General features: G+C 71.9%; 8 protein-coding genes. 2 read left to right on the forward strand and 6 right to left on the reverse strand.

Annotated features, from left to right (window positions below; genetic code table 11):
• Positions 1-10: 10 nt before the first annotated feature.
• Positions 11-2,206 carry an NACHT domain-containing protein gene (locus Acy02nite_RS28105; RefSeq protein WP_203745936.1) on the reverse strand — a complete coding sequence of 732 codons (2,196 nt, stop codon included), beginning with the start codon at positions 2,204-2,206 and terminating at the stop codon, positions 11-13.
• Positions 2,207-2,369: 163 nt separating this feature from the next.
• Here Acy02nite_RS28105 and Acy02nite_RS28110 point away from each other — a divergent pair, with 163 nt between their 5' ends.
• The gene (locus Acy02nite_RS28110; protein WP_239175278.1) at positions 2,370-3,344 is read left to right on the forward strand and encodes a hypothetical protein; all 975 of its coding nucleotides are present in this window, start codon (positions 2,370-2,372) and stop codon (positions 3,342-3,344) included.
• A 38-nt stretch (positions 3,345-3,382) separates the two neighbouring features.
• Here the strand turns inward: Acy02nite_RS28110 and Acy02nite_RS28115 are convergent, their stop codons facing one another.
• Positions 3,383-4,549 carry an erythromycin esterase family protein gene (locus Acy02nite_RS28115; RefSeq protein WP_203745945.1) on the reverse strand — a complete coding sequence of 389 codons (1,167 nt, stop codon included), beginning with the start codon at positions 4,547-4,549 and terminating at the stop codon, positions 3,383-3,385.
• Positions 4,550-4,635: 86 nt separating this feature from the next.
• Positions 4,636-6,087, reverse strand: coding sequence for an amino acid permease (locus tag Acy02nite_RS28120; protein WP_239175298.1), 1,452 nt, complete (start codon positions 6,085-6,087; stop codon positions 4,636-4,638).
• Between the two features lie 211 nt (positions 6,088-6,298).
• Here Acy02nite_RS28120 and Acy02nite_RS28125 point away from each other — a divergent pair, with 211 nt between their 5' ends.
• Entirely contained in the window at positions 6,299-7,006 is a 708-nt protein-coding gene (locus Acy02nite_RS28125; RefSeq protein ID WP_203745949.1) for a VIT1/CCC1 transporter family protein, read from the forward strand.
• 214 nt (positions 7,007-7,220) lie between these two features.
• On the opposite strand, the gene Acy02nite_RS28130 is transcribed toward Acy02nite_RS28125, so the two are convergent.
• The 3 genes from Acy02nite_RS28130 to Acy02nite_RS28140 all read right to left on the reverse strand — a co-directional run bounded on the left by Acy02nite_RS28130 (position 7,221) and on the right by Acy02nite_RS28140 (position 17,290).
• Positions 7,221-8,708 carry an endo-1,4-beta-xylanase gene (locus tag Acy02nite_RS28130; protein ID WP_275407303.1) on the reverse strand — a complete coding sequence of 496 codons (1,488 nt, stop codon included), beginning with the start codon at positions 8,706-8,708 and terminating at the stop codon, positions 7,221-7,223.
• A gap of 470 nt (positions 8,709-9,178) precedes the next feature.
• Complete coding sequence (locus Acy02nite_RS28135; protein WP_203745951.1) at positions 9,179-10,390, reverse strand: WD40 repeat domain-containing protein; 1,212 nt, start codon at positions 10,388-10,390, stop codon at positions 9,179-9,181.
• Positions 10,391-10,492: 102 nt separating this feature from the next.
• The gene (locus Acy02nite_RS28140; RefSeq protein ID WP_203745953.1) at positions 10,493-17,290 is read right to left on the reverse strand and encodes a LamG-like jellyroll fold domain-containing protein; all 6,798 of its coding nucleotides are present in this window, start codon (positions 17,288-17,290) and stop codon (positions 10,493-10,495) included.
• Positions 17,291-17,473: the final 183 nt, after the last annotated feature.

A 17,473-nucleotide genomic window follows, 5' to 3' on the forward strand; every position in this document is an offset into this window, starting at 1 on the left:
CACCGGTGGTCTACGCCGAGCCGATCTCGAGGCGTCGCAGCCGGACCTCCCCGGCGAGCCTCTCCGGGTCGATCTCGGCGAGATGGTCACGGATGAGCAGGTGGACGAACCGGTATCCGAAGTCGGCGCTGATCAGCAGGCTGCGGTCCGCCGCGTACGCCAGGAAGGCACCGTTCCACGGATCAGGCCGGCGCAGGACCGCGGCGGCCGCCCGCGCCATGGGTATCTGCACCGCACGCGCCACCGCGTGGGCGACGGGGTATCCGAACAGGACACCGACGACCCAGCCCGTCAGCGCGGCGGCAGCCGACGGCCGCGGTGTGGCCGCGAGACCCGCGACCGCCACCGCGATCATCATCGTGACCAGGGCCTCGACCACCCTGATCGCGGCACCGGAAGCGAACTCCGACGGCGGACGCAGCGTGGTGTCGCAGACGATCAGGCACACCACCGCCACGACACAGAACAGCCCGATGACAGCGCTGCGGACCGCGACCTCGTCGACCCCGCTCGCCGCTGTCGTCATCGCCACCAAGAACAGCAGGCCGAAGACCGCCAGGATCAGCGCGATGTGCGGCCCGCCGAAGGTGAGCAGCAGAGCGATGTCGACAACGCTCACCAGCAGGACCAGGACGATCAGGGCAAGCACGGAGTCGAAACCCGTGCTCAGCGCGTCCACGCCCAGCACGATCACGGTCACCCCGGCGAGGACCACGGCCAGGAAACCCGACAGCCGGGCGAGCGCCGCGTCGCCGCCCGGCGTGCCCGGCCCGGGGCGTGCCGGGAACCGGAGGAGGACGCCGGCGCACACCACGATCATCACCGCGGCGGCGGTCACCCCGCCCAGCCGGCCGAGGACCGCGGCGCAAGCTGCCAGGCAGACCGCGAAGGGCAGCGGGACCAGCCACTGCCGCACCAGATCGCTGACCTCGGACGGCAGGACCGATCGGAGGTCCGTACGGCCGGGAAAGACGACCTGGATCCCGGATTCGCGCCGGCCGGCCAGCTCGGACAGCGTCTTCAACGTCTGCAGGGTCTGCACCGGCGGGGCGCCCTGCTGCGCGCGGGGACGGGCGAGCACCTCCACGATGTACGCGTCGAAGATGCGCCGCCGTTTCTCCTCCGGATCGGCGTGCAGGATGACCGCCTGCCAGTCCTGGCCCTGGTAGTGGGCGAGCATCATCACACTGAGCATCAGCGGCGTGGTGAGCAGCTCCCACAGCGCCTCGTCCTCGTCGAGCGTGGCGGCGATCTCCGCGAGCCGGGGTTTGGCCACGGCCAGGTACTCGAGGACCTGCTCGCGGGTGAGCGGGCGGACCAGCACGGCGCCCTGCAATCTCAGGCGCCGGGTCAGCTTCTCGTATTCGACCTCGCGGCTGCACACCGCGATCCGGGCGACTTGTGCGTCCCGCTGCATCTGGTTGATCTGATCCACGCAGGCCTCGCGGAGCCGGGCGGGAACCTCGTCGAGCCCGTCCAACAGCACCACGAAACGGTTCTCGCGGAGCCAGCGGCGGGACAGCCAGCGGTGGAAGCCGTAACGTTCTTCGAGTTCACCGAGGAGCCAGCTCCGCACGGTGCGTGTCTCCTCGTCGTCCCCGCGCCGGCGAAGGTTCCAGCGTGACGGCCGGGAGTTCACCCAGTCGGACAGGTCGAACAGCACCGGGATCGACGCCTCGCGGCGCGCACGTGCCCGGGTCAGCAACTGCTGGGCGAGATCGATGAGCTGGGTCGTCTTGCCCGCCCCGGGGGCGCCGAGGATCAGCATCGAGCCCGTCATCTCGTCGAACACCTCGACCACCCGCCGGGTCCCGGAGATCTCGTGTTCGGCGCCGCCGACGCGCCGCACGAGGTGAACGGGTTGCCGGACGGCATCCGGGCGTTCCTCCAGCATGATCCGGATGCGTTCGGAGAGCAGCCCTTCCTGGCGCTGCCGCAGGTACGTTTCCACCCGCCGGACGGCGAGGTCGAGGTTGTGCGGATGATTGGCGCCGAGCCAGACCCGGGTCTCGCCGGGCGCGGTCAGCCCGTCGACGGCCTGGAACACGATGATCAGGGCAAGACATCCGAGTGCCACCACGCGCAGCGCCGCGACATGCGTGGTCAGCCACGCCGGAGGGGCCGTGTTGACCGCATACGGAATGACCACCAGGCTGCCGACAGCGGCCAGAGTGATCTGCACGATCCGTAACACGGTTCGGCTCACGAGCCACATTGTGTCAGCCGGAGACGACCAGAGACATCGATGTCTCGGGTGACAGGGAGCGTCCGGCGGAGCCTCGCACTCCCGGACGCCGGACCGGCGCGCCGGCTCACCCGCGACACCGATCGCGTCGGGCGGTCCGGCGGGGCGATGGCAGGATCGCGGTGTGGATCTGGACAGAACAGCACCGGTGCCGTTGCCGGCGAGCCCGCCCGGTGACCTCGCCGGCGGCATCCGTGAGTGGATCACCTCGGCGCCGCTGCGGAGTCTCGTGGAGGCTTTCGGCGGCAGCCTGCCCGGCGGTGGCACCGCGGATGTGCTGGCCTGGCTGGATGACTTCTCCGGCGACCACTGGGATTTCCGGCGCGGCGGGCTCGAGCGTCACATGGTCGCCCCTCAGGATCTCGGTACGGCCCTGACCACCGTCGTCGAGCGCACCGCCACCGCTCTCGGCATGGTCGGCGCCCAGAAGCCGAGCGCGACCGGCTACACCCACCTGCTGGTTCTCGGCGGCCTCGGTGACACCTGCCTCCGACGCGCCGACTACGCCGCCCGGCTCTGGCGGTCCGGTGCCGCCGGCTCCCCCACGATCGCCGGGCTGGGCAGCTTCCGCGCGTTGCACGAGGTCGAGCTGGCCGATCCTCGATTGACCGGATGCGCGTACGAGGTGGACGCCATGCGGGCCGGCCTGCGTGACAGCTTCGGGCTGTCCGAGCCGGTCGAGCACCGTGGCACCACCGGCCCGGTCACGAACGAGTCCTGGTCGGTGACCAGCTTCGCGGCCGGGGACGGCACGCTCGTGCAGGCGATGGCGGCGCCGTCGGCCGAGCCGGGCGCGCGGCGGGCGGACACCTCGGACACGTACCGCTTCTGGGCGGGCGAGCACCACCCGGGCCCGGACGACTCGGTCCTGATCGTCACGTCACCGATCTACGTCCCGTTCCAGCACGCCGACGCGATCCGGCTGCTGACCCTGGAGTACGGCTGCGCTGTCGACACGGTCGGCTTCGACGCCGAGCAGATTTTCGGCCCGGAACGCTACCTGCAGGAGATCCGGTCGGCCCTCCGCTCGCTGCGCAAGCTGCACGACGCGTACACGCCGGTCGGCGAGCTGAAGAAGGCGGGCCCGCCGCGTCGATAGGCACCGGCCCGCGACGCGACGCACGCCCACAAGCCGGCTCAGGCGGGTGCGCGCACGTCGAGGACCTGCTTGAGGAAGACCAGGCCGTCGATCGCGCCGGGGTGGGCCGGGTCCAGGGGGAAGTAGGCGAAGTCCGTGGAGACGCGCGGGGTGGCTCCGCCGGCGAGCGTGGCCAGGCCCCGGGTGTCGATCAGGGCGTTGTCCCACGGGAGTCCGGACAGGATGCCCTCGACGGTGTCCGCGGGCGGGACATCGTCGCCGACAGTGCCGAACGCCGTGGCCAGGTAGGCGAAGCGGTTGCCGAGGCGGGCGGCGGTGATCGCGCCCGCGCTCCACATCCGCACCTCGTGGTCGCCGAGCGACATGACGCTCTCGGCACGCTGCAGGTGCAGGTTGTGGGTGAAGACCAGGGCCGGGCCGTGCGCGGCGACAGCCTGCAGGTTCGCGGCCATCATCGCGCCGCGCAGCCCGGACAGCCGGGAGATTCGTGCCGGGGACGTGTCGGCCATCCAGTGGTGATAGCGGAGCAGGCCGGTGGCGGTGCGGCCGTACAGCTCCGCCCGCTCGCGGTCCGCGGCGGTCAGCCGTGGCAGCTGGGTGTCGAGCAGGGCCAGCAGATCGTCGGCGATGACGCGCAGGCGCTGGGCGTCCGCGGACTGCCCGATCGACTGGTACGGGTCCATCACCGTGGCCGGGTTCGACCAGCGCTCGTCGGGGCCGAGCAGCGCGTCGAGGGTTTCCCGGGTGCAGCCCAGCGGCCCGTCGAGCAGGTCGTGCAGGGCGGTCAGCGCCTCCCGCGGGCTCGCCGCCCAGTATTCCAGCGGGCCGTCGAAGCCGAAGAACCGCAGCTTGTCCTCGTGCTCCTGGTTGTACTCGCGCATCCACCGCACGAGTTCGCGGTTGCCCGGCGCGCCACCGAAGTTGTGGCTGAAGCCGCTGCTCATGACCTCGTCGAGGTCGCCCGCGCCGGTCCTGACGTACTCGTCGACGATCATGCCGGACAGGCAGTCGCTCTCGACCGCCAGCGATCGGTAGCCCTCGTGCTCGACGAGGTGCCGGAAGATCTCGTTGCGCACGTCGCCCAGCTCGCCGACGAAGTGCCGCGCCTCGCCGAGGCCGAGCAGCCACGGCCGTACGGGAAGGGATTGCAGGAACGCCGAGATGCCCGCGCCGTCGAGTGGCCGCGCGATGTCCTTGATATCCATTTCCTCAACGGTACCGTTGAACACTCGGTGGAGGGTTGCCCGCCTGCGACCAGGTCTCCGGGCGGGCAACCCTCAAACGGCGGTGGTCACTTCGCGTCGGCGCGCGCCAGGCGGTTGTTGCGCCGGCCGTAGAGGAGATAGACCGCGAGCCCCAGCACCATCCAGGCGAGGAACCGCAGCCAGGTCTCCACCGACAGGTTGGTCATCAGGTAGAGGCAGGCGAGCGCGGAGAGCACCGGCACCACCGGGGACAACGGCACCCGGAACGGCCGTTCCAGCCGAGGCCGGGTCCGGCGCAGCACCGGCACCGCGACGGAGACGATGACGAACGCGAACAGCGTCCCGATGCTGACCAGGTTCGCCAGCGACGACAGCGGCACGAAACCGGCCAGCGCGGCGATGAACACTGTCGCCCCGATCGTCACCTTGAACGGGGTGCCCCAGCGCGGGTGCACCGCACCGACCGAGGTCGGTAGCAGTCCGTCCCGGGACATCGCGAACCCGATCCGGCCGATCGCGACGATGTCCACCAGGATCACGCTGGTCAGACCGGCGACCGCGGCGATCGACACGAGGGCCGACGCCCAGCCGGCGCCGACGGCGGAGAACGCCGACGCGATCGGCGCGCCCGGGTCGATGCTGCGGTAGTCGACCATGCCGACCACGACGAAGGACACCGCGACGTAGAGCACCGCGGAGACGGCGAGGGTGCCGAACAGTCCGAGCGGCAGGTCACGGCGGGGCCGGCGGGTCTCCTCACCGAGGTTGGCGACGGCCTCGAAACCCGTGTAGGCGAAGAACACCACCGCTGCCGCGGTCAGGACACCGGCGATGCCGTACGTCGACGGGGCGTAGCCGAAGAGCAGCTGCGTGAGCGGTTGGGTGAGCCCGGACTCCTGCTCGGGGCTCGGCTGTGCGGCCGGCACGAACGGGGTGAGGTTCGCGGCCTTGACGAAGAACAACCCGGCCACCACGACGAAAACGCAGATCGCGATCTTGACGGCGACCAGCACGTTCGTGACCCGCGAGGACTGGCGCACCCCGGTGGCGGCCACCACACCCAGCAGCAGGGTGATCACGACCGCGCCCACGTTGACCCTGCTGCCCTCCCCGAACAGCGCCGTGGGCAGGTCGAACAGCTCGGCCAGGTAACCGGACCAGCCGCGGGCCACGACCGCCGCGCCGAGGGCGAACTCGAGGACCAGGTCCCAGCCGATGATCCAGGCGAAGATCTCCCCCAGAGTCGCGTACGCGTACGTGTAGGCACTGCCGGCCGTCGGCACGCTGGAGGCGAGCTCGGCGTAGCAGAGCGCGGCCAGCAGACTGGCGACGCCCGCGATCACGAACGCGATGGTGACCGCCGGCCCGGCGTGGTCGCGCGCCTCGACACCGGTCAGCGTGAAGATCCCGGTGCCGATCACGATGCCGATCCCGAAGCCCATCAGGTCCAGCGGCCCGAGGCGCCGGCGCAGGGTGCGTTCGCCGCCCTCCTCGTCCCCCTGGGCGATGACATCCTCGATCGGTTTGGTCCGCATCATCGACACGGCGCGTCCTCTCCCCCTGCGGCGTCGCCGGCTCTCGCCCGCGGCGTCACCACTGTTCCTGCGGTGTCACCGCCTCCTCGCGGTGCGACCGGCGGATACCCGCGCCCCGCCGCACCCAATCCGGGGAATTCGATCACCGCCGGTACGGCGGGACGGGCCTGGTCACGGCGGCCCGGCGCGGATCGCATAGTTATAGTTCGCTCCCATGGTCACGCATCCTGATGAGCCGCACGACGAAACCGTGGCCGGTCGCCTGAACTGGTTGCGCGCCGGGGTCCTGGGCGCCAACGACGGCATCGTGTCCACCGCCGGCCTGGTCGTCGGGGTCGCCGGCGCGACCACCTCGGCCGGCCCGATCCTGACCGCCGGTCTCGCCGGCCTGGTCGCCGGCGCGGTGTCGATGGCCCTCGGGGAGTACGTGTCGGTCAGCAGCCAGCGCGACACGGAGAAGGCCCTGCTCGACAAGGAACGCCGGGAGCTGGCCGAGTTCCCGGAGCAGGAGCTGGACGAGCTGACCGAGCTCTACGAGGCGAAAGGGCTCAGCCCGCGGACCGCCCGGCAGGTGGCGCTGGAGCTGACCGCCAACGACGCGTTCGCCGCGCACGCCGACGTCGAGCTGCACCTGTCCCCCGACGAGCTGACCAGCCCGTGGCAGGCCGCCGGCGCGTCGGCGGTCGCCTTCACCACCGGTTCCCTGCTCCCCCTCGCGGCGATCCTGCTCCCACCGGCCGGCATCCGTGTCCCGGTCACGTTCCTCGTGGTCGTCGCCGCGCTGGCCGCCACCGGATACCTGAGCGCCCGTCTCGGCGGCGCCCGCCCGGGCCGCGCGGTGCTGCGCCTGGTCCTCGGCGGCGCGCTCGCGATGGCGGTGACCTTCGCCGTGGGCGCCCTGATCGGCACCGCCACCGGCTGACCGGTCGAGGTCGTCACGTCGGCGCGGGGCCCCAGCTGGTCACCACCGTGGTTGCCCACCGCCGACAACCACGGTCACGACCAGCTCGCAAGCGCGAGCCGCACCCCGGCCCGGCACCGCGAGCAGGACCGGCGCCCGCTCGCCGCGGGGAAAGCGCAGCGGCCGGCCACCGGGACTGGAACCCGGTGACCGGCCGCGCGGGACCGCTACCGGCTCAGCTCAGGCTGAACCGCTGGTTGGCCTGCCCGTTGCAGTCGTAGATCTGCACCTGCTGGCCGTTGCCGGTGCCCCAGACGTCCAGGCAGCGCCCGGACTGGACACCGGTGATCGTGCCGTTGCTGTTGACGTTCCACTGCTGGTTGGCCTGCCCGTTGCAGCTGTAGATCTGCACGGCCGAGCCGTTGCCGGAGCCGGCCGCGTCCAGGCACCGGTTGCCGTAGACGGTCAGCTGCCTGCTTGACGTGAGGGTCCACTGCTGGTTGGTCTGGCCGTTGCAGTCGTAGAGCTGGACCCGGGTGCCGTTGTTCTGCGAGGCGCTCGGCACGTCGATGCACCGGCCGGACTGGGCGCCGAGGAGCCGGTTGCCGTTGCCGGTCGGAACCGACGTCGACGGGGACGGCCCGCCGCTGCTGCCGCTGGGCGCCGGTGACGACGGGCCCGGGCCGGCGCTGTTGAGAGCGTTGAGGACCGAGGTGTACGCGGCCTTCTTGTTGCCGCCGCCGTCGAACAGCAGCGGGTTCTCGCTGGACCGCCACGAGTCGCTGTCACGCACGCCCCAGACGGTGATGCCGATGCACCGGGGAACGTTGAGGCAGGCCTGGGTCAGACCGGCGTACTGCGACGTCGAGGAGTTGGTGACGTCGACCTCGGTCAGGGCCACGTCCACCCCGAGCGCCGCGAAGTTCTGCAACGTGGTCTGGAAGTTGCCCGGCAGCGAGCTGCCCCCGGTGAAGTGGGTCTGCAGGCCGACGCAGTCGATCGGCACACCCCGGGACTTGAAGTCGCGGATCATGTTGTAGACGCCCTGCGTCTTGCCGTACGACCAGTTCTCGATGTTGTAGTCGTTGTAGCAGAGCTTCACCGACGGGTCGGCGGCGCGAGCCGTGCGGAACGCCACCTCGATCCAGTCGTTGCCGGTGCCCTGCAGGTTCGAGCCCCGCCGGCTGCCGTCCTCGTTGAAGGCCTCGTTGACCACGTCCCAGGCGGCCAGCTTGCCCTTGTAGTGGGCCATCACGCCGTTGATGTGGTCGATCATGGCCTGACGCAGGCTGCTGCCGCTGAGACCGCCCCACCAGCTGGGCTGCTGGGCGTGCCAGGCCAGGGTGTGCCCCCGGACCTTCAGGCCGCGCTGCGTGGCCCAGTTGTAGATCTGGTCGCCGGAGCTGAAGTTGAACTGACCGCGCTGGGGCTCGGTGGCGTCCGGCTTCATCTCGTTCTCGGCGGTGATCATGTTGAACTCGCGTGCGGCGATCGAGGAGTACGTCCCGTCGCCGAGGCGGCTCGCCGCGATCGCCGTGCCGAAGTAGCGGCCCGACTGGGCGGCCGCGGCACCCAGGGTGCTCGCGGCATTCGCGTCGGGGGTCGCCACCAGCACGGCCGCGAACGCCGCGACGGTGGCGACAGCGCCGGTGAACAGTGCCCGGCCGCGCAGCGACCGTCGTCGCGGTGAGCCGGTGGAGTGGACAGGGGATGTGGTTGCCACGAAGGCCTCCCTCCTCGGCTCCGCGCGAGGCCGCCAAGCATCACGCGCACGGTGGTGACAACGTGCGCGGACAAGGACGACGGTTGGGGCGCAGAGCCATCTAGTAAAGATGGGCTTCAATGGGGCCATGCTGGCACGGGTAACACTGTTGAAACAAGTGGTTCCGGAAACATTCCGGAAGTATCAGCGCGACCTCACTTTCCGGCCCCGCTCAAACAAACCCGTCTTGAACTGCACTTATACGAGCGTCGGCGGCACTTCGACCGTCGCGGCGCCGCTCCGGGAAAGACGCTTCGAATACAGCGCTTCGGAAGTTTCGGCGGAAACTCCGAGAATTGCACGCCCCCGACCATCGGGCCGGTTCACGGATAACAGAAACCGGAGAATCTGCCGTACGGCGAAATGAAATCGATTCATCCCTGACAATCCCGCACACCGGGGAAGTGGGCCCGTCGGCTGACCGGTACGTGCTAACCGGTGATCGGCTCCGCGGAGGAGCGGCGCCGCCGGCGCAGCCAGAGCCCCAGGCCGCCGGAGAGCAGCGCGACGCCACCCGCGACGGCCGCGGCGATCACCAGGCCGGAGAGCAGTCGATCGACGGAGGTCGCCGGCACGTCGGCCGGCCCGACCTCTCCGGCGGCCAGCACGTCGTCGGCGACGTCGACACCCTCGGTGCCGACGGTGCTCAGCTCGTGCTGGCCCGCGCCCGGCGCCAGTTCCAGCAGCCGGGCGGACGTCCCCGCGTACGCGACGGCGACCGGCCGGCCCGAGGGCCACCACCCCAGCACGCGTACGGCGGACGCGCCGTCGACCCGGTACTGCGGCCCCTGGACCGCCCCGGTGGCCACCGCCAGCGTCGTGATCGTCCAAGGCCGCTCCCCCGACACCACGAGCAATCCCTGCCCGTCGCGGGTCCACGCGCCCTTGCCGGCCAGCCGCGACCCGGCCGGCACCGGCACACTCACGCTCTTACCATCGGCGAGCGTCACGATGAAGATCATGTCCCGGGACTGGTAGGCGAGCCGCGTGCCGTCCGGCGCGAAGGCGGCCGTCCAGCCGTCCCGGATCGCGCCCTCGTCCAGCTCGGCGATCCGGGTGATCGAGCCGGTCCCGGTGTCGAGAAGAGCGAGCGTGGTGGCCCCGCCCGCGTAAGGTCCATCCTCCGGCGACACCCGGCTGGTCACGGCCAGCCGCGCACCGTCCGGCGACCAGGCCTGCGGCGCGAGCTCCCGGTTGCGCCAGGCCCCGGGATACGCCGTCCACCGCCCGGTCGCGACGTCGAGGATCCCGTCCCCGGACGCCAGGCGGCGCCCGTCCGGCGAGAGCACGGCGCCCAGCCCGGCCGGGTTCGTGCCGTTGACGAACACCCGGTAGCCGCCGGCCCCGATCACCGCGCCGAACCAGTCGGAGTCGTCGGCGAACCAGTCCTCACCGGTGAGCAGCATCGAGGCCGCGCCGACCGGGTGCTCCGCCTCGTCGGCGGCCCGGATGCCCGGCACGCCCACCGCCGCGGGCAGCCCCGCCGCCCGGGACCGCCCGGCGTCCGGCGGCGTGCCCGGATGCCACACGAAGAACCCGCCGAAGAAACCCGCGACCGCGAAGAAGAGGATCAGCACCGCCAGAATCGCGCTGACGATCGAGATCAGGGCCGGCCAGTTCGGTCGCCTGCGCGCCTCGGTCATTGTCGGTGGCCCCTCGTGTCGCTGTTGCGCTGTGGAGTGTGTCATGGCCGCGAACACGCCGGCCGGGCCCGTGACGGGCCCGGCCGGCGTGCGCCTACCCGCCTACTTGGTCATGTGCGAACACCATCCCCGGTCCTGCTTGCGCACGTACATGGGCAGGTGCTCGTCGTCGTGCACGATCTTCCACTTGCCCTTGTTGCACAGCAGGTCCGTGTCCTTGAAGCTGCACGGCGCCTTCCACGAGTGCTTGGCCGGCTTGAGCCGGCAGAAGTTCTGCCCGTTCGTGGTCGAGGGCTTGCCCCGGCTGTTGCGGTGGTGGGCGATCTCGCCCGGCTTGTCGGAGATCCAGTTGTTGGTCACCTTGCCGCAGATCTTGAAGATGCCCCACCCCGAGCATTCCCCTTCGCCGCTGGTGTCCCGGCAGCCGAGCGGATCGCCGCCGCAGTAGCCGTACCGGCTGACGCCGCCGCCGGGGATCGGGTCGTCCGCGGTGAACGAGCCGGTCGCCGGGTTGTAGACGCGGCTGCCCATCGAGACCAGCCCGCCCGGGTTGTCCGCGGCGTGCTGCCGCTCGCCCAGCCAGGCGTAGCGCACCGCGCCGGCCTGCGAGCTGTCCTCCAGCGTCCCGTACTCGTCGGTGAGTGTGAACGCCGAGACGGCGGTGTCGGCGCCGGCGACCGTGGCGACGAGATCGCCGTCGAGGTCGCTGAGCCGCCACGCGACGTCAGTGGTGGCGCCGACGGTCACGGTGCCGGCGATACCGGACAGGCCGGCGACCGGCATGGTCCGGTTGCCGTCGCCCTCGTCGGTCCACGCCGCGTCCCGCTGGCCGGCGGCGGTGTAGTGGTTGACGTGGGTGACGCCCTGCGGGTCGGTCCAGGACCGGACGCGCTCGTTGCCCGCGTCCAGCTCGTACGCGGTCGACGTGCCGTTCTGCGTGATCGACCGGATCCGGCCGTTCACGTAGTAGCCCAGGGTGACCGGCCCGGTCTCGGCCGTCTGGGTGTCCTCGGCCGGGATCGCGGTGGCGTTGCCGAGCACGTCGTACTGGTAACCGGCGTTGGTGATCCGGTCGGCCGTGTCGTACGTCCAGGTCCGGGCGGTGTCGGCGGTCGCCGTCTGGCAGCCGTCGTCCTGGCCGGGGGCGTACGTGGTCAGGCCGGTCCGGTCGCCGGCCGCGTTGAACCGGTACGTGCGGGTGGTGCACGTGCTGTGCTGGGTGTCCTGCACCGCGGTCAGCCGCGCGGCCGCGTCGTACGTGTACGCCTCGCCGCTGAACGGCGACACCGTGGCCGCCGGCTGCCCGTTGGAGCCGGCCGTCCGCGACTGCGAGTACAGCGTGCAGTCGCTCAGCCCGCAGCCCGGCTTGGTGTAGGTCACGCCGGTCTCGCCCACCGCGTCGTACGTGTGCGTGACGGTGATCCCGGTCGGCCACGTCTCCGTGACCACCCGGCCGTCCGGATCGTAGGTCGCGGTGAAGGTGCCGGCCCGCGAGTCCACCACCTGCGTCGGCAGCCCGCGCGCCTCACCGTTCTGGTCGAAGGTGTAGGTGCGGGTGCCCAGCGTGCCGCTCCGCGTCTGGATCCGGCCGAGCAGGTCGTAGCCGACCGTGGACGCGGCGCCGTCGGCGTCGAGGTAGGAGGAGTCCCGATCGAGTCCGTCGACGCCCACCGTGGTCCTCGCGAGCACGGTGTTGTCCGCCCCCACCGCCTGCACCTGCGCGATGTGGCCGGTCGCCGGGTCGAACACGCTGCGCGTGGTGGAGACCGGCTGGCCGGTCGAGCCGGTCACGGCGATCGTCGCGACCCGCTCGGCGCCGTCGTAGGTGGTGGTCGTGGTGCGCAGGACGCCCGCCGCGGTCCGCTCCGTGACCGTGGCCTCCTGGAGGTAGTAGTTGTAGGTGGCGACCGTCGCCGGCAGCGCCGGACCGGACGCGGGCTGGCCGGCCGGGTCGGTGCGGCAGACCAGGTTGGCCCACTCCGGACGCGAGTCGCACTCGGTGTGACCGGAGCCGGTGCCGGCCCGGTAGTACGTCGTCCGGGTGGTGTACGCGGTGGTGTCCGAGCCGCCGCCGCCCGGCCGGGTCAGCGAGGTGACCAGCCCGGCGTCGTCATAGCTGGTGCGCTCGACCAGGTTGAGGTGCGGCGCGGCGCCCGGGTCGGTGGTGACGGTGACGTCCTTGCGCAGGTCCCAGTCGTACGCCGTGGTCTTGGTGACCAGGTCGGCGTTGACCGTGGCGCCGTTCGCGTCCACGTACTGCGTCCCGGTCCGCTGGGTGGTGGTCAGCCCGCACGGGCACGGCGCTGCCGCGTTCTGGTCGGAGCTGGTCAGCACCACGGAGCGGCCGGTGACCACGGCGCCGTCGGCCAGCGTGACCTGGTGCGCCGGGCCGACCGTGCTGAGCTCGGTGAGCCCGTCGGCGGAGTACACGGTGACCGTGGACACCGCCTCGGCCAGCGCCGCCTCCTGCGCCGCCGTGTCCGACGACGACGCGGTGAGCGCCGCGGCCAGGTTCGCCGCGGTCAGCGAGCGGGTCTCGTTGCCGTACGCGTCGTACCAGGTGGCGGTCGTGTGACCGCCCGGCGTGACGGTGTCGACGACCCGGCCGTTGGCGTCCAGGTAGGTGACCGTCGCCCGGGTCCACGACGTGGGCAGGACGCCACCGGCCTGATTGCCGGCCGGGATCTGGCCCGGGTCGAAGATCGCGGTGGCGTACACCGGCGCCTCGGTCTGCCCCCATCGCAGCGTCTGCGCGGTGCTCAGCTGGTAGGGCGCGCCGGTCCCGGAGAGCGGCAGCCGGTAGACCACCGTGGTGGTGGCGGTGCCGGCGGTCAGCGCGGTGCGTGACGCCGAGGCGAGCCGCCCGGCACCGAGATCACCCGGGACGGTCGTGTACGCGAAGGTCCATGCCCGGGTGGCGTCCGGACCGGCCGAGGCCAGGGTGCCGTCGGCGTGGTACGTGTAGACGGTCTGCAGGTGGGTGGTCCCGTTGTCCAGCCGCGGGTCCCACTGCGCGGCCAGCCGGCCGCCGGCGTCGTACTGGTACGCCGACAGATCGACGGTCCGCATGGCCGAGGTGGCCGGGTCGAAGGCGGTGAACGACACCTTGCTCAGCCGGCCGGCGTAGTCGCCGCGTGCCGTCGCCGTGGCGGTGGTCGCCGTGGCGTACGTGAAGGTCAGCAGCCGGCAGCCGGCCGCCGGGGTCGTGCACGTCACCCCACCGGGCAGCGGCGCGAGGACCTTTGTCGGCCGGACCACGCCGACCCCGTCGACGGTTGCCGCCTCCCAGCTCATCGTCGTGCTTTGCGCCACGCCGGGCTGGTCGACCCGGGTCGGGGCGTATCGGCCGGCCACACCGGCCGCGGTGAAGGTGACCTTGACACCACCCCGGGTGCTCAGCACGTAGGTGTTGGTCGCCGCCGTGTAGGTGAGGCTCAGATCCTCCTCGCCGACCTGCGGGGTGAACGACGTGACGCCGCCCGCGGTCGCGGCCTGGGTGAAGCCCAGGATGCCGTCCTCGGTGCGGGTGACCTGCACCAGCGAGCCGCTGACGGTGAGCCCGCCGTAGAGCAGGCCGGTGGTGTCGACGACCGCGCTGGAGGTCCAGCCGGGGCCGAACATGTGGGTGTTGTCGAAGTCGCGCGCCGACCGGCTGTTGAACGTGCGCGACACCGACAACTGGGCGGCGTACGAGTCGATCGCCGCGTCCGCCTCGGTCACCTCGAGGTTGCCGGTGAGCAGGTTGACGTCGCCGGGGCCGACCTTGCCGGCCTCGGCGTCGGCCTGCGCCGGGTCGAAGACGAAGTGCGTCGGCGCCGAGTTGCTGCTGGTGCTGCCGGTGTAGACGGCGCGTACCTGCAGCGGGCCGGTCAGCGGCGCGCTGGTGTTCACGGCCTGCCCGCCCTGCGCGATGGTGGCGACCTGCGCCCCCGACAGGGCCGCGGTGTAGGCCTGCACGTCGGCGATGCCGCCCTTCCAGAATGCGGCGGGCGCCGCGTTCCAGATCGCGCTGCCGATCAGCAGCGGGCCGTTGCCGGCGATCGGGGTGGCGAACGTGGCGCCGCCCTGCAGCACGCCGTCGACGTAGAGCTGCATGCTGCTGGTCGTCTTGTCGAAGACCGCGGCCAGGTGGGTCCAGCTGTTCAGCCGGGGCTCGGCCAGCGAGTCCACGGTGTACGCCTGGGCCGGGTCGTCGACGTCCTGACCCCAGCGGATCAGCTCCCAGCGCTTCGCGTCCTTCTCGTACTGGATCGCGAACGATGCCTGCCGGGTGCCGGACTGGCTGAGCAGCACCCGGTGGTCGCTGGTGTCGGTGAGGTTCACCCAGGCCGACACGGTGAACGACCCGGTGGTGTCGATGACCGGCGCGTTCGTCCGGATGTAGCCGTCGGCGCCGTTGAGCACCGCCGAGCCGCCGTGGTCGCCGGACCAGGTGACGCCGCCGGAGGTGGTGGCGTCGTGCGCCTTGCCGGACGAGTCGGCCGCGGTGCTGCCGGAGGTCTCGTTGAGCCACCAGCGGCCGGTCAGCGAGGCCGGGCTGTTGGCGTTGGCGAGGGTCTGCCGGACGTTCCAGTTCAGCGCGGCGGACGTGCCGCCGGACATGGCGACCGGCCAGTTCACGGCGGTGCCGCCGGCGGCGGACCGGACGTCACCGGCCGGGACGTTCACCCACGCGTCGGTGTCGGCGCGACGCCACTGGAAGGTCGCGCCGGTCACCGACGGGGGCGCGGAGCCCTGCAACCGGGTGAGGCCGGCGCTGGTCGCGCCCTCGCTGGGCGAGAGCACGGCGGCGGCTCCGACCGAGAAGGCGTACGAGGTCAGCGGCGACTTGTTGCCGGCCCGGTCGACCGACTGCACGTAGAGCGTGTGCGGACCGGCGGTGGCCGGCGTGACCGGGACGTCGACGGCGGCGCCGAGGGCGGCTGCCGCCTTCGTGGTGGCCGGCGGGTTGGTGTCCAGGCCGTACACGTACGACTTGACGTCGGCGACGCCGACGGCCGACAACGTGAAGGTGCCCGCCGTGCCGGGGGCGCCGGACCAGGTGCCGGCCGGGTAGCTGGTGGAGCTGACCGCGGGCGCGGTGCCCGGCGCGGTCGTGTCGACGGTGAACTCGCAGAACGGCGACCACGCCGAGGTGGTGGTGCCGTCAGAGGTGTTGACCCGCCACGAGTAGGTGCCGTTCTCGGCGAACGCGCCGGCCGGGACCGTCGTCGACGCCGTGGCGCCGGAGGCGACGCTCACCGTCGCGCTGCCGATCTTGGCGGTGCCACCGGCCGGCCACCACTCGAAGGTCACCTTCTGCGCGGTGCCGTCGCTGTCCGAGGCGGCGGCCTTCAACGCCGGCGTCCGGCTGGCGAGGTACGGGCGGGACGTGCCCGTCGCGCACGAGGTCGCCGGGGTCGTGGAGCGCGTGCCGACCACCGGGATCGAGTTGTAGGTGACGGTGGCCTTGGGCACCTGCGCGTTGTCGGCGGCGTTGCGCGACCGGAACTGCTTGAACGCGCTGGTGCTGGTCTCGTCGGTCGCCCGGATGCCCATGTAGCCGCGGGTCGCGTTGGCCGTGGCGGCACGCTGGAAGAACGACGTCGCGGTGATCGACACCCAGCCGTCGCTGCAGCTCGAGCTGAAGCCCTTGGTCTGTGTGGAGGTGGCCTCCCTGGCCGACCAGGCCGGCTGGTTGGCCCACCGGGTGTCGGAGGTCGTCGCGCCGGTGCTCCAGATCTCCCACGAGGTGGCCGTGCAGGTCGTCGAGTACCAGTTGTAGAACTGGGCGGTCGCCGAGGTGATCTGCTTGCCGCGCAGCGCCGTGGTGTCCCAGGTGACGAACGAGCGGGTGCGCTTGCCGCCGGTGCCGCTCAGCAGGCCCAGCTGCAGATCGTTGGCGCCGCCGTGGTCGGCGCTGTCGCCGTCCTTGACGTACGTGTCGAAGGTCGTCGCGACGGCCAGCGCCGGGTCGATGGTGACCGGGAAGGTGGTGGCCGGGTCGTCGATCCAGGCCAGGTCGGGGGTGAGCGTGAGGTCGACGCCGGCGTGGCGGCCCGCCGCGGCGGGCCGCTTCCTGGCCGAGGACCGGACCACGGCCCGCCGCTGCGGCGTCTCGCCGTCGGCGGAGGTCGTGGCGTCCCACATCAGCGGGGTCGGCGCGGTGACGATCGTCCGGCCCTTGGCGTCGGCGAGCACGAGAGCGCCGGTGGCGTCGCGCTTCTGCGAGGCGACCGACGGGCCGGTGATCGGCAGCGAGAGCGAGGCGACCCGGCGGGCGGCGGCGCGGCTCTTGACGACGACGAACTGCTCGAAGCCGGTGCGGGTGGCCTCGACCACGAGGTCGACCTGCGGCAGCACCTCGGCGTATGTGGCCGTGTTGCCGGAAAGCTCGGGCTCCGGCAGCGCGCCGGCCCAGCCCATGGCGACCTGCCGGTCGCCCGCGCCGAGGGTGGCGAGCGCGCCCGAGGTGGCCGAGCGCCGACCGGTGATCCGCAGGCCCTCGGGGTGCGCGGCGGGGCTGATCGAGCCGTCCGTGGCGCGGTGCAGGGTCAGGTCGACCGGCACCCAGTCGTCGCCGCGGCGCACCCGCACCGGGGCGGTGTACGTGGTGAGCTCGATGCTGCCGCTGGGCAGCGCGACGAACTCCGACGTGGCGGTGGTCTTCCCGGTGATCGTGACCGGCTTGCCGGTGGTCCGGGCGGTGGCCAGGGCCGAGAGCTCGTCCGGCCGCTCGAGCTTCGCGCCGGCCGCGGGCGGCGCGGCGGCCGGGTCGGCCCGGGCGGCCGGCGGCAGCACGTTGTCGCTCATCACGACGGCCAGGGCGACCGCCAGGGCGGCGGCCAGGGCGCGGCCGGTGGCGGGGAAAAGGTGACCGGTCCTGCGGTGGACCGATCGATGACGCCAGTGGTGTGACATCGAGCTCCCCGTTTGTAGTTGTTAGCAGCACGGGGACTCTAGGTATCGATGGACGACTTGACAAGGCCCTACCGGAACGCCGTTCCAGCAGCTACTCTCCTCGGTCCTCGACAAGGCTCGTTCGATGCCGGGACGCACACCGGCCCGGTGCGCTCGCCGCCGAGCACACCGGGCCGATTCCCC

The sequence above is a fragment of the Actinoplanes cyaneus genome, assembly GCF_016862095.1.
Lineage (GTDB): Bacteria > Actinomycetota > Actinomycetes > Mycobacteriales > Micromonosporaceae > Actinoplanes > Actinoplanes cyaneus.